The organism is Streptomyces sp. NPDC058683, assembly GCF_042716195.1.
Lineage (GTDB): Bacteria > Actinomycetota > Actinomycetes > Streptomycetales > Streptomycetaceae > Streptomyces.
Genome location: NZ_JBHXSK010000002.1, coordinates 134,352 through 146,704 on the forward strand (window position 1 = coordinate 134,352; position 12,353 = coordinate 146,704).

At 70.8% G+C, this 12,353-nt stretch carries 14 protein-coding genes; 7 read left to right on the forward strand and 7 right to left on the reverse strand.

The window, feature by feature from the left end:
- Positions 1–11: 11 nt before the first annotated feature.
- Genes ACFWXC_RS02710 through panD form a run of 3 tightly spaced genes read right to left on the reverse strand, consistent with a single transcriptional unit; the run spans position 12 to position 1,440 of the window.
- Positions 12–644 (reverse strand): aspartate/glutamate racemase family protein, encoded by a 633-nt coding sequence (locus ACFWXC_RS02710; protein ID WP_384471888.1) that lies wholly within the window; start codon positions 642–644, stop codon positions 12–14.
- 10 nt (positions 645–654) lie between these two features.
- Positions 655–999 (reverse strand): GNAT family N-acetyltransferase, encoded by a 345-nt coding sequence (locus tag ACFWXC_RS02715; RefSeq protein WP_384471891.1) that lies wholly within the window; start codon positions 997–999, stop codon positions 655–657.
- 21 nt (positions 1,000–1,020) lie between these two features.
- Positions 1,021–1,440 carry an aspartate 1-decarboxylase gene (panD, locus tag ACFWXC_RS02720; RefSeq protein WP_384471894.1) on the reverse strand — a complete coding sequence of 140 codons (420 nt, stop codon included), beginning with the start codon at positions 1,438–1,440 and terminating at the stop codon, positions 1,021–1,023.
- A gap of 255 nt (positions 1,441–1,695) precedes the next feature.
- Between panD and ACFWXC_RS02725 the strand changes: the two genes are divergently transcribed.
- On the forward strand, positions 1,696–2,199 hold the full coding sequence (locus ACFWXC_RS02725; RefSeq protein WP_384471897.1) for a MarR family winged helix-turn-helix transcriptional regulator: 504 nt from the start codon (positions 1,696–1,698) through the stop codon (positions 2,197–2,199).
- A gap of 348 nt (positions 2,200–2,547) precedes the next feature.
- On the opposite strand, the gene ACFWXC_RS02730 is transcribed toward ACFWXC_RS02725, so the two are convergent.
- Positions 2,548–3,723 (reverse strand): PP2C family protein-serine/threonine phosphatase, encoded by a 1,176-nt coding sequence (locus ACFWXC_RS02730; RefSeq protein WP_384471900.1) that lies wholly within the window; start codon positions 3,721–3,723, stop codon positions 2,548–2,550.
- Between the two features lie 202 nt (positions 3,724–3,925).
- Between ACFWXC_RS02730 and ACFWXC_RS02735 the strand changes: the two genes are divergently transcribed.
- Together ACFWXC_RS02735 and ACFWXC_RS02740 are read left to right on the forward strand one after the other, a co-directional pair.
- Positions 3,926–4,360: a MarR family transcriptional regulator gene (locus tag ACFWXC_RS02735; protein WP_384472516.1), complete on the forward strand. Its 435-nt coding sequence runs from the start codon at positions 3,926–3,928 to the stop codon at positions 4,358–4,360.
- Between the two features lie 279 nt (positions 4,361–4,639).
- The gene (locus tag ACFWXC_RS02740) at positions 4,640–4,975 is read left to right on the forward strand and encodes an STAS domain-containing protein (protein WP_384471903.1); all 336 of its coding nucleotides are present in this window, start codon (positions 4,640–4,642) and stop codon (positions 4,973–4,975) included.
- A 3-nt stretch (positions 4,976–4,978) separates the two neighbouring features.
- Here the strand turns inward: ACFWXC_RS02740 and ACFWXC_RS02745 are convergent, their stop codons facing one another.
- Both ACFWXC_RS02745 and ACFWXC_RS02750 read right to left on the reverse strand, forming a co-directional pair.
- A complete protein-coding gene (locus ACFWXC_RS02745) occupies positions 4,979–5,149 on the reverse strand; it encodes a hypothetical protein (protein WP_384471906.1) in 171 nt (56 codons plus the stop codon).
- A 74-nt stretch (positions 5,150–5,223) separates the two neighbouring features.
- Complete coding sequence (locus tag ACFWXC_RS02750; RefSeq protein WP_384471909.1) at positions 5,224–5,580, reverse strand: PRC-barrel domain-containing protein; 357 nt, start codon at positions 5,578–5,580, stop codon at positions 5,224–5,226.
- A gap of 309 nt (positions 5,581–5,889) precedes the next feature.
- Between ACFWXC_RS02750 and ACFWXC_RS02755 the strand changes: the two genes are divergently transcribed.
- The 4 genes from ACFWXC_RS02755 to ACFWXC_RS02770 all read left to right on the forward strand — a co-directional run bounded on the left by ACFWXC_RS02755 (position 5,890) and on the right by ACFWXC_RS02770 (position 10,068).
- Entirely contained in the window at positions 5,890–6,360 is a 471-nt protein-coding gene (locus tag ACFWXC_RS02755; protein WP_384471912.1) for an ATP-binding protein, read from the forward strand.
- A 186-nt stretch (positions 6,361–6,546) separates the two neighbouring features.
- Positions 6,547–7,740 (forward strand): glycoside hydrolase family 3 N-terminal domain-containing protein, encoded by a 1,194-nt coding sequence (locus tag ACFWXC_RS02760; protein ID WP_384471915.1) that lies wholly within the window; start codon positions 6,547–6,549, stop codon positions 7,738–7,740.
- Positions 7,741–7,816: 76 nt separating this feature from the next.
- On the forward strand, positions 7,817–8,284 hold the full coding sequence (locus ACFWXC_RS02765; protein WP_384471917.1) for a MarR family winged helix-turn-helix transcriptional regulator: 468 nt from the start codon (positions 7,817–7,819) through the stop codon (positions 8,282–8,284).
- A gap of 116 nt (positions 8,285–8,400) precedes the next feature.
- Complete coding sequence (locus ACFWXC_RS02770) at positions 8,401–10,068, forward strand: MFS transporter (RefSeq protein WP_384472519.1); 1,668 nt, start codon at positions 8,401–8,403, stop codon at positions 10,066–10,068.
- A gap of 62 nt (positions 10,069–10,130) precedes the next feature.
- Here the strand turns inward: ACFWXC_RS02770 and ACFWXC_RS02775 are convergent, their stop codons facing one another.
- Positions 10,131–12,275 (reverse strand): RICIN domain-containing protein, encoded by a 2,145-nt coding sequence (locus ACFWXC_RS02775; protein ID WP_384472522.1) that lies wholly within the window; start codon positions 12,273–12,275, stop codon positions 10,131–10,133.
- Positions 12,276–12,353: the final 78 nt, after the last annotated feature.

The following is a 12,353-nucleotide window of genomic DNA, read 5'->3' on the forward strand; positions in this document are numbered from 1 at the left end:
GGCTCGTGCACTCACCCTGCCGCCCGTGCTGCCGCCGCGAGTCCAGGGCGTGGGCTGGAGAGGATCGGCACGGTCGTGGTCGTCAGCTGCTGGGCCGGGCCCATCGAGGCCTGGGCCAGAACGATCACGTCGGCGTCGGTCACGGTGTCCGCGGCGGCTGCCACCAGGCGGGCGCACCCCTCGATGTCGCCGGCCTCGAAGCGGTTCCAGGCGTCCGCCACGACCTGGGCGCGGGCGCGGATCGGGCGGTCCGCGCGACGGGCCTCGTCCTCCAGCAGGGCCAGAGTGGGGGCCAGGGTGCTCTCGACCGTCGCCAGGACGGCGACGCGGAGGCCCGCTGCCACCGCCGCCGTGGCCATCGGACGGTCGCCTCGGACCACCGGGACCCCGACGCTGCCGGCGGCCCGCTCCGCCACCTCGCCGATCGTCGAGCAGGTGCAGAGCACCGCCCGTACGCCGTCCGCCGCCGCCCGCTCCAGCGCCGCCGTGACCTCCGGCGCGACCGCCTCGGGGCCCTCCCGGCGGGCCCGGGCCAAGAGTTCCGGTGCCACGAGGTGCCGTAGCTCCAGGCCCGGGTGGTCCTCGTCGCGCAGGGCGTCGAAGACGGGGATGTGAAGGGGGGACGTGTGGAGCAGGGCGAGCATGTGCGGTTCCTCAGAAGCGGCCGGGGTGGGCGACCAGCCACTCCTTCGCCGCACGCAGCAGCTCGGGGTCCGCTGCCGGCGCCACGTCGGGGTGGCGTTCGGCCCACCTGACGACGTACGGGCAGAGCGGGGCGACCGGGGTGTCCTCGCGCTCGGCGATCGCGTACAGCTCGCGGGCGAGGGAGCCCGCGATGCCCTTGCCCTCGTGCTCCGGTTGCACGATGGTGTGGACCGGCACCAGGGCCCGGGAGGGCGACTCCAGCACGAAGTACTCGACGTGGCCGACGACTTCGTCGCCGGCGACCGCCTCCAGACGGCCTGCCGCCCGGTCGTCGCGGATCTCGATGTCGCTCATGTCGCCCTCCTGGTCCGCCGGTCAGGCCGATACGGCCTGCGGGCTGCGCTCCTGGTCCGAGCCCGGTACCGGCTCGGACGGGTCGGCACCGAGTGCCACGACGCGGTTGTCATGGTCGACGTGCACGACCCGCGGCCGAAGCGTACGCGCCTCGGCGTCGGTGACCTGAGCGTAGCTGATGATGATCACCAGGTCGCCGGGGTGGACGAGATGGGCGGCCGCCCCGTTGATCCCGACGACCCCGGAGCCCCGCCGGCCCTCGATGACGTACGTCTCGAGCCGGGCGCCGTTGGTGATGTCGACGATGTGGACCAGCTCGCCGGGGAGCAGGTCGGCGGCGTCGAGAAGGTCGGCGTCGATGGTCACCGATCCCACGTAGTGCAGGTCGGCCTGGGTGACGGTGGCTCGGTGGATCTTGGACTTGAACATGGTGCGCAGCATCGAAGGACTCCTGCGAAGTAGGCTCCCTGCCTGCGTTTTTGCAGGTCAAGGGCTTTCAGGACAGCTTATCGCCAGTCACGCGTCCGGGCAGCATCTCCCAGGTACTGCAGAACTCCTGCTGATCGGAGACCCCGGACCCCCACCCCACGAACAGCCGGGATCAGCCTACGGAGTGCTTGCCCGGTGGCTCTTCGGGTACGGCGTTTGCGTAGGTGATACCTGCAAGGGCAGCGGGATTCTGAAAGCGATGCCTCCGTGACCGGTCCGAGTGGCTCCAGGGACGAACGATCAGGCGGACCGCGCGACGGTCCGGTCTCCCTCTCCTCGGCGCCGGCCGACGCCGTGGACCGGCTGACCCACCTGTGGTCGGACGCCGCGCAGAGTGCGAATCTGCGCCTGTCGCCGCACCAACTGCGGGCGCTGCGGATTCTGGAGGACGAGCCGGGCCTCAACCTCACCGCCTTGGCGGTGGGCATGAGGATCGGGCTGCCGACCGCCGGCCGGCTGTGCGACCGGCTGGAAGCGGCCGGTCTGCCGGAGCGCGTGCTGCATCCGCACAGACGGCGCGAGGTACGGCTGCTCCTGACCCGGCAAGGCCACCGGATCCTGGACGAGGTGGCCGTGCACAGAGCGCGCGCCCTGGCCGTCGTGCTCGGGGCCATGGAGCCGGCGGAGCGGGAGGCTCTCGGGCACGGGCTCCAGGGGTTTCTGGCCGCCCAGGACCGTGGAGCGCGGGGACGTCACGGCTCCGGTCCCTGACCGGGCCCGGCGCGTCGGCCCCGGCGGCCGTGCCGACCGGGGCAGCGGCCGGTCGGCATCGGACGCGAGGTCCGTGCTGCCGTGACGGACGGTCCACGGGCAGGGCCGCACGCAGCCGGACGCCCGTCGGCGGAAACGCATCGGCACCTGTCGCGGCAGCGCCTTGTCGACGTGTCGTCCTGGCGCTGCCTGGACGGGGCGGAGAACGGGCCCGGACCGCACGGCGCCGCGGGCCGGACGCCCCTCACGCTCGGCGCGACAGGTCCTCCGCCGCCGACCGGCCTCGCCCGCCGGGCGTTCCCGCGGCAGGGCAGCCGCAGGGCAGCGGACGAAAACCCGCACAGCGGGTCAGGACGGTTGGGGGCGCCCTCGCCAGTCCAGACAGACGGCCAAGGCGTCGTCCTCGGCCATGACGGCTTCACCCCGGTGGCCTGCCAGTTCGCGCAGGATGGCGCGGGGCACCTCGGCGGCCGGCAACAGCCGGGTGGAGTGGATGGCCCGGGCGAGCGCCCGGTCTCCGTACGCCTCGCCCTTCGGGGAGTGCACCGCGTGGACGCCGTCGCTGACGAAGACGAGCCGGTCTCCGGGCTCGACCTCGAATTCCTGCGCCACGTAGTCCGTCTCCTCGAACATGCCCAGGGGCAGTTGCGCCTCGAAGGGGACGCGTTCGACGGTTCCGCCACGCAGCCGCAGGAGCTGTGGGGAGCCCGCGTCCACGACACTGACCCGCCCCGTGTCCAGGTCGAAGTCGAACATGAGGACGGACAGATAGCGGCGGCCTCGGTAATGGGCGTAGACGGCCTGGTCGGCCAGGGCCGCCTGGTCGGCGATGGAGATTCCGGCGCGGCGCGCGTTGCGCAGGGCGTTGATGGCGAGGCTGGTCAGCAGAGCCGCCTCTATGCCCTCGCCCATGCCGTTCGTGACGTACAGCATCAGGCGATCGGCGGTGGCGGACCAGTCGAAGTTGTCGCCGAAGACCGCGTAGGCGGGCTCCAGTTGGCCACCCAGGTCGTACTCGGGCCGGGTACAGGAGCGACCGGGCAGCAACTGCCACTGCATCTCGGCCGCCAGGGTGAGCCGGTCCTTGCGCCGGGCCTGGAGATACAGGTCCGTGTCGCGCTCGGCCACGAGCACCTCGTGCGCCAGCACATCGGCGATCTCGGCCAGTTCGGACACACACCCGCGTGCCGCGTCGCCGCCGGACAGTGTCACGGACAGCACGCCGAGCCGGTCGCCGCGCACGCTGACCGGCAGGTGGACGCGCATCCGCAGGTCCTGCCCCTCTTCGCAGTAGGGCTCCTGCGAACCGAAGGCCCGGCCGGCCGGGCTGCCGTGGACCGGCACCGGTACCAGGTTGTGCGGCCGTACCGACACCGGCTGCAGTGCCGTCAGGCCGTAGTCGGCCATGAAGAGCTCGACGGCCTCCGCTCCGTACAGCTCGGTCAGCACGACGCGGACGGCGTCGAGCAACTCGTGGGGAGCCGCTGTGCGCACGGCGCGCTCAGCGGTCTGGAATCTGTTCACGATGAGGAATGCACCATTCTTTCTCCCGGCAACGTGCGGGCCCGGCCGCGTGGGCGGGGCTTCGCGAAGAGCCGCGTCGGTCGTTCCGGGGAGGGTCCGTGGGGGCTGGGGCCCCTAGTAGGCTGAAAGGTGCCCCAGTGCCTGCGAGAGTGTGATCGTGACTGCCTTCCGCCGCCGCCCAGAGCCCGACGAGGTCGCACGCGTGACCACCAAGGCCGTTGAGCTGCTGGAAGTTGTGTGGGGCCGTGCCTCGACCGCGCCTACCTCTGCCTCCCAGTTGCGGGTGCTGCACATCCTGGAGCACCACGACGGCATCAACCTGCGCACTCTCGCCGAGTCCCTGGCCTCCACCCCTCCGTCCACGAGCCGACTGTGCGACCGGCTACAGGCCGCGGGATTCATCGAGCGCGTGGTGGGCGCGGAGGACCGACGCGAGGTACGGCTGCATCTCAGCGGCCGGGGCCGCTCCTTCCTGGCCGATCTGCGTGCCCGCCGGGAGAGTGAGCTGCAGAAGGTGCTGGCGGACATGCCCGCCGCCAAGCGTGTCGCCCTCCTGGAGGGGCTCGAGGCGTTCTGCGCCACCGCGGCGACGCAGATACCCGACGAGGCCCCCGAGTCCGACAGCCGGACCGCCTGAACAACCCTTCACGGCACCGGTGCCACCACCGCTCCGTGACGATGGCGACCGGCGCCAGGGGCGGTCCCTGTCCACCGGAACATTCCAGGTCCTTCCCCGCGTACGTCCGACTCGGCTACTCTGTTGCCTCATGGCTATTATTGTCAAACGACAACAGTCCTTGGTGCCGTTCTTGCCCCGCCCGAGTACCCCTGTATTGATGCGATGCGCGGTAACTGTACGAACTGTGCGATAGGTCTCGTGAATCCCGAGACCGAACGTTGACACGAGGATGGCGCGATGCCCGCGGCTCCCGAACTGAGAGTGCATATCGACCGCGGCGAGCAGACCTTCGTGATCACCGTGCGCGGTCAGATCGACTACGCCGACGCGGAGGGCTTCGAACAGGCCTGGGAGGCGGCCGATCGTGCGGCGATGCCCGTGACGGCGGTCGACCTGACGCAGGTCACCTTCGCCGACAGCATGCTCCTCAACGCCCTCATCGAGGCCCGTCTCCGCCATCGGGCCACCGGACGCGAACTGGTGCTGATCGGCCCCCTGCGGCCGGCCGTCAGCCGGCTCCTGACGATCACCGGCGCCATCCGGCTCTTCACCGTCACCGAGACCGGCAGGTGACGGTCAGCGGGCCACGCGGCGCCGTCCCGCGTGCCGGAGTCTGACCGCGGCGTACACGAGGTCGGCCAGAAGCACCACCGCACCGATGATCAGCAGGTAGAACAGTCCGTGAGCGGTGAACCCGATGATGCCCAGGACGAGGGCCACGAGGATCAGAAGCAGGAACAGGCTCATCGGCACTCCTGTCGGCTGTCGGCTTCGGTAGGCCGGCTTCGCTAGGCCGGCTTCGGTAGGTCGGCTTCCGTGGCTCAGCGGCGGGCGAGACGGCGTTCACCGCCGGCACCCGGGGTGTAGTCGAGTGCGTAGTGCGCGAAGACCGCAGGCTCCTGCTCGGCCGGCAGCTCGCCGTCCGTGTCGATCGCGGGGGCCTTCTTGACCGTGTCCTTGTCGTAGGCGACCTTCAGATAGCCCGGGCCGACGGTCGCGTTCGCGAGCGGGACGAACACCAGGCGGCGACGGGTGGGCAGACCGACCGTCACGGTGGCGTAGGAGGGCTGGTCGGTCGCGGTGTCGACATAGACCGATTCCAGGACGCCGACCTTGTGCCCGGAGGCGTCGACCACATCGTGACCGCGCCACTCTCGGATATCACCTGCTTCGAACATCAGACACCTCCGTGGGGACGGGTACCCCTGATCGCACGGCTGACGCCGTCGACCGACCGGGCCGCCGGCGCCGCTCCCCTTCGCCCGCCAGTGCCGAGGCCCCCGTCCTGTCATCAGGGCACCAGCACGGGGCCACGCGGATGCCCGTCGACCCTGGAGCAGCAGGTGGACCGCCTGCCGACCCATGGCAGATCCGACACCGACGACGACACCTGCCTCGATGAACGCGGAGTGCGAGGCGCGAGACGGGGCATCCGGATCCGGGCGGGGCGGGAGTGCCCCGGCGGATCGCCGGGTAGACGCGCACCCATGAACGGGGTATCGCGGTTCGCCGGGAGGGAGTCCGTCCCGCCCGAGGAGTGTTGCCGGACGGCGGATGCCGCATCCGCCGACGCCACCATCGCCCTGGACGGAGCGAACGGCTGTATCGCCGACGCGCGAGACCGGACAGCGGAGTTCCTGAGGCGCGCCGAGACCGAGCGGGGGCTGCCGGTGCCGGCCCGCACCGTGGAGCCGGCGCAACTGGTGGTCAGCGAGCTCGTCACCAACGCACTGAAGTACGCGCCGGGGCCGGTGCTGCTACGCCTGGGTGTCGCCGACGGCACGCTGGAGATCGAGGTGTGGGACACCGATCCGACACTTCCGCCGGCCCGGGCGGCCGACGCCGGCCGGGTGGGTCAGCACGGCCTGGAGATCGTGCTGGCGGTGGTGCGGGACTTCGAGGCCCGACGGGAGCCCGTGGGCAAGCGCGTCACCGCCCGGCTGGCGTTGTTCGAGTGATCGCCGCGGGCCGGTGTTCCCGTCCGGGCGGCGGAGTCTCGGCCATCGGGCCGGCCACAGCGCGCACCGCACCCGTTCGGCGTAACGTGAGCCGCCGGGGCGGCTTCGAGCCACGCAGGGTCCCATGCCGTGCGTCGGCCCCGCCGACCCCCGTGGCCTGCACCTCTCACGAGTCAGGAGCGCATCATGGCGACACCTGTCCGCCGGCCCGCGGGCCGCGGCCCCGCTGCCCGGCGCACCGCCGTCGGGCTCGCCACCACCTTGCTCGCCGTCGGCGCGTGCAGCGCCCCGGCGGCGGGGGAGGAAGCCCACCGCGTGTCCGCCGCCACCACCTGCGCCGACAAGGTCTACACGGGAATGACCCAGGCGCAGCGGGTCGGCCAGCTGTTCATGGGCGGGGTCGCCGCCGCCCACCCCAGCACCACGGACCTGCGCACCCTGCGTACCTACCATGTCGGGTCCGTCATGCTGACCGGGCGCAGCTCCGCCGGCACCACGGCGACGAAGAAGATCGTCGACGGGGTGCGCGCGCAGGCGGACACGGTCGCCGGCCACCGGGTCGGGCTGCTCGTGTCCACCGACCAGGAAGGCGGACAGGTCCAGGTGCTCAGCGGCCCCGGCTTCTCGGTCATGCCCAACGCCCTGACCCAGGGCACGTGGAGCACGACGACCCTGCGCGCCCGCGCCGAGACCTGGGCCAAGCAGCTCAAGGCGGCGGGTCTCGACCTCAATCTCGCCCCGGTCGCCGACGTGGTGCCCGCGAGCCTCGGCACCCGCAACGCTCCCATCGGCCGCTACTACCGCGAGTACGGCCACACCCCCGCCGTCGTGACCTCGGGCACCGGCGCCTTCGCCGCGGGCTTCCGCACGGCCGGGGTCATGACCACCTTCAAGCACTTCCCCGGGCTGGGCCAGGTCACCGGCAACACCGACACCACCGCGAACGTCGTCGACTCGGTGACCACCGCCACCAGCGCGAGCCTCCAGCCGTTCCGCAGCGGGATCGCGGCCGGCACGCCGTTCGTGATGGTCTCCTCGGCGAAGTACACCAAGATCGACTCGAAGCACCTGGCCGTGTTCTCGCCGACCGTCATCAACTCGCTGCTGCGCACCAAGTTCGGCTTCAAGGGAGTCGTCATCACCGACGACGTCGGCCAGGCGGTCGCGGTACGCGCCTACACCCCGGCCCAGCGGGCGGTGAACTTCCTGACCGCCGGCGGCGACATGATCCTCACGGTCAAGGCGTCGACCGTGCCGGCGATGGTGCAGGGCGTGCAGGCCCGGATGGCGACGAGCGCCTCCTTCCGGACCACGGTCGCGGCCTCCGTGCACCGCATCCTCACGGCCAAGGCCACGGCAGGCAAGCTCACCTGCAGCTGAGACCCGCCCCCCGGTCAGGCATATTTACTTATGGCTGGTTGAGCAGTCCAGACTGATAAACCTAGTATTAGTACATGTGAAGACAGACATAGCCTCCGATGCCGGCGGTACCCGCGATCCGAGCGACGCCTCCCTGCTCGCCTACGAGCTCCGGCTCGCGGTGGGCCGTATGACGCGGCGGCTGCGGCAGGCCCACGCGGTGGGGGACGTATCGCTGTCGGGCGTGTCCGTGCTCGCCCGGCTGGCCGCCGACGGACCCGACTCCCCCACGTCGCTCGCCGAGATGGAGCGGGTGCGGCCGCAGGCCATGGCGGCCACCCTCGCCCAGCTCGAACAGCGCGGCCTGGTCCGCCGTACCCCCGATGCCGCTGACGGGCGGCGGAGCATCGCGGCCGTCACCGAGGAGGGGCGGGCCATGCTCGCCGAGCGGCGCTCCGAATCGGTCCAGCGGCTCGCCCATGTCCTCGACACGTTCTCCGCCGAGGAGCGCGCGACCCTCGGGGCGGCCGTGCCGCTCCTCGGCCGGCTGGCGGAACACCTGTGAGCGCGCGCGGGTGGCCCGGCCCCCTGCGCTCGGCCCGCCACAAGGACACCCCTCCCGGTCCCGGCTACAAGTGGGTCGCGCTCTCGAACACCACCCTCGGTGTGCTGATCGCCACGATGGACGCGTCGATCGTGATCATCTCGCTGCCGGCGATCTTCCGCGGCATCGGCCTCGACCCGCTCGCGCCCGGCAACATCGGCTATCTCCTCTGGATGATCCTGGGGTACCTGCTGGTCTCCGCGGTCCTGGTGGTCGTGCTCGGGCGGCTCGGCGACATGTTCGGGCGGGTGAAGATCTACAACCTCGGCTTCCTGATCTTCGCCTGTGCCTCGGTCGCGCTCTCGCTCGACCCGTTCCGTGCGGGGGCGGGCGCGATGTGGCTGATCCTGTGGCGGATCGTGCAGGCCTTCGGCGGGTCCATGCTCACCGCCAACTCCGCCGCCATCCTCACCGACGCCTTCCCCACCCGGCAGCGCGGCATGGCGCTCGGCATCAACCAGATCACCGCGCTGGCGGGCCAGTTCCTCGGGCTGCTCGCGGGCGGGCTGCTCGCCGTCGTCGACTGGCGTGCGGTGTTCTGGGTGAGCGTCCCGGTCAGCATCACCGGCACCATCTGGTCGTACCTGAGCCTGCGCGAGACCTCGACGGGCCGGCCCGGCCGGATCGACTGGCTGGGCAACATCACCTTCGCGACGGGCGCCGGTATCCTGCTGGCCGGGATCACGTACGGGATCCAGCCGTACGGCGACAGTGCCACCGGCTGGGGGAACCCGTGGGTGCTGACCGGCCTGATCGGCGGCGTCGGTCTGCTGCTGGCCTTCTGTGTCATCGAGACGCGGGTCGCCGATCCCATGTTCAACCTGACGCTCTTCAAGAACAGGGCGTTCGCGGCGGGCAACGTGGCCGCCCTGCTGACCTCGATTGCGCGCGGCGGCCTGCAGTTCATGCTCATCATCTGGCTCCAGGGCATCTGGCTGCCGCTGCACGGCTACGACTTCGAGGACACCCCGCTGTGGGCCGGCATCTTCATGCTCCCGCTCACGGTCGGGTTCCTCGTCGCGGGCCCGGTCTCCGGCTATCTGTCGGACCGGTTCGGCGCCCGGTTCTTCTCCACCGCCGGCCTGGTCGTCGTCATGCTGTCGTTCCTGGGGCTGCTCGCGCTGCCCGTCGACTTCGACTACGGGCTGTTCGCGGCGCTGCTGCTGCTCAACGGGCTCGGCCAGGGCATGTTCTCGGCGCCCAACACGTCCTCCATCATGGGCAGCGTCCCGGCCGAGTACCGGGGGGTCGCCTCGGGCATGCGCTCGACCTTCCAGAACTCCGGTACGGCCCTGTCCATCGGCGTCTTCTTCTCGCTGATGGTCTCCGGCCTCGCCTCCTCGCTCCCGGACACGCTGAAGAGCGGGCTCATGGCGCACGGCGTGCCGGCCGCCTCCGCCGCGCACGCCGCCTCACTGCCGCCGGTGAGCACGCTGTTCGCGACGTTCCTCGGCAACAACCCGATCCAGCACCTGCTCTCCTCCGAGGGCGTCCTGGACCACGTGACCAGCGCCCAGCGGTCCGTCCTGACCGGCCACACCTTCTTCCCGCAGCTGGTCTCGGGTCCGTTCCACCACGGCCTGGCCATCGTGTTCGGGGTGGCCGCGGGCATGGCCCTGGTCTCCGCCGTGGCCTCCGCCCTGCGCGGCGGCCACCGGCCCGACCAGGACCGCCAGGACCCGAAGGAGTCCAAGGACCAGCCCCCGGCACAGACGGCACAGCCCCGGCACAACGCCCCGTCCTGAAAGACACGGGTGCCCCGGCGGAGGTCCGCCGGGGCACCCGTGTTCCGCTCAGGGAGCGACGGTCACGGGTACGAGGCGAGGTTCGCCACGTTGGTCGAGGAGTTCGACGGTCCTCCCGTGTTGTTGATGACATGGCTGATGGTGCCGGTACCGCCGAGGGACACCGTCAGCATGCTGGTGAAGCGGACGTTGGAGTTGGTCGGCGCTTCGATCGCACGCGCGGCCACCACGCCCGGGTTGACGTTGAAGTAGCAGTAGCTGCCGAGCCCGTAGGCCTGGTGGCTGGTGACCGAGTCGGCGACCTTGTAGGCCGCGTAGCCCTGGGTGGAGCCGTTCATCCAGGACGCCTGGTTCGGTGGGTCGTAGGGCATCTCGTTCTGGTAGAAGTACGTGCGCCCGCCGTTGCCGTTCCAGATGGTCTGGTACTTCTGGTAGTGCTCGACGAACAGCCCGTACATCGTCACGTTGTCGCCGTTGACGATCAGACCCGTGTCAGCGGTGTTGCTGGTCCAGCCGACGCCCGAGCCGTGGTCGGCGCGCCAGATCCACATGTGGTCGCCGATCACGTTGTCGCTGTTGACGACGAGGCTGTTGGTCGCCTTGCCGACGCCCGCGCCGCCGACGCGGAAGTACACGTCGTGCAGCGAGGTCGGGTCGGCCGTGTGGGTGGCGGAGGAGCCGGTCGGGCCGACCTCCATCAGGGACGGCGAGTTGGTGGTGCCCGCGTCGAAGAGCAGACCGGCGACCTTCACGCCGTCGACGTCCGCGACCTTCATCGCGGTGATGCCGTTGTCCGGGATCAGGGTGGCCAGGCCGAGACCGAGGATCACCGTGTCGGGCCGGTTCACCTGGAGGGTCTGGTTGAGGTGGTAGACACCCGGCGTCACCAGCAGGTTCTTGCCGGCCGCCAGGGCCTCGTTGATCTGCGCGGCGGTCGCGCCCGGCTTCACGATGTAGAAGCTGTCGATGGACAGCGACGAGCCGGCCGGCGAGCCCGAAGCCCAGCTGGTGCCGCTGGAGTTGGAGCGCAGTGACGGTACGAACACCTGGTAGGCGCCGGCGCTGTCGACGTACAGGAACGGCTTCTCCCGCGTGACCGGGGTCTGCGCGACCGTCGTGTAGGGCGGGTTGGGGAAGCTGGTGCCGGGGACGCCCTGGCTGCCGACGAAGACCATGTTCCAGTTGGAGCCGGTCCAGCTGCCGAGCTGCGAGTTGCGGGTCAGCCACTGCTGCTGGCTGCCGGAGTTGACCTGGCCGTCGATCTTGCTGTCGGCGAGCAGACCGCCGCTGGACCAACCGCCGTCGTCCAGCGCGAGGTTGCCGCGCAGGTGCATCCGGCGGTAGGCCGCCGCCTGCGAGACCGCCCAGCGGTCGGAGCCGCCGGTCGGGGTGACGGAGAGGTTCTCCGCACCGCGCCAGAAGTTCTGCGTGGCGTTGCCCTGGAACCAGTCCGCCTCGGCGTGCACCGCGCCGTTGACGTTGACCGCGTCCGGGGTCAGACCGAGGCCCAGCACCTGGGTGTAGAAGCCGACGTTGACGTTGGCGCTGTAGGTGCCCGGCTTGAACATCACGGCGTAGCGCTGGGAGCCGAACTGGTTCGTCTCCTGCTGCGAGAAGATCGTGTTCACGCGGCTCTGGATGGTCGACGCCGACATCGACGGGTCGAACACGACCACGTTCGGGCCGAAGTCGGGGTCGCCGGACGACGGCGGGTTCACGGCGGCCACCTGGAAGCGCTGGGCGGCGCTGCCGTTGCAGGTGTACTGGACCAGCTGCACGCTGTCGGCGGTCGAGGCGGCCGGGTTGTCGAGGCACTTGCCGCTGTTGCGGTTGACGAAGTGGTACGCGCCGCCGCCCTCGTCGACCGGCAGCCACTGCTGGTTGGTTCCGCCGCCGTAGGTCCACAGCTGGGCCAGCGCGTTGTCGGCCGTGGAGACGCCGGTGATGTCGACGACCTGGCTGGTGTTGTTGGCGTTGTTGATGCTGACGTAGCCGTCCGTGGTGGTCGTGAAGCTCCACTGCTGGGCCGTACTGCCGTTGCAGGTGTACTGCTGCACGGCCGTGCCGTTCGCGGTGGCGGCCGACCTGGCGTCCAGGCACTTGCCGCTGGCCGCGTTGGTGAGCGTGGAAAAGCCGGTGGGCAGGGCGGTGGCCGCCGCCTGCGAGGGGCTCGCGGTCAGCAGCGACGCGGCCGCCCCGGCGACCATCGCGACCGCGAGCGGTCTGCGGCCCCGGGAGGCGGTGCGTAGATGACGGAACACGGGTTCTCCTAGCCTGAGTTGCTG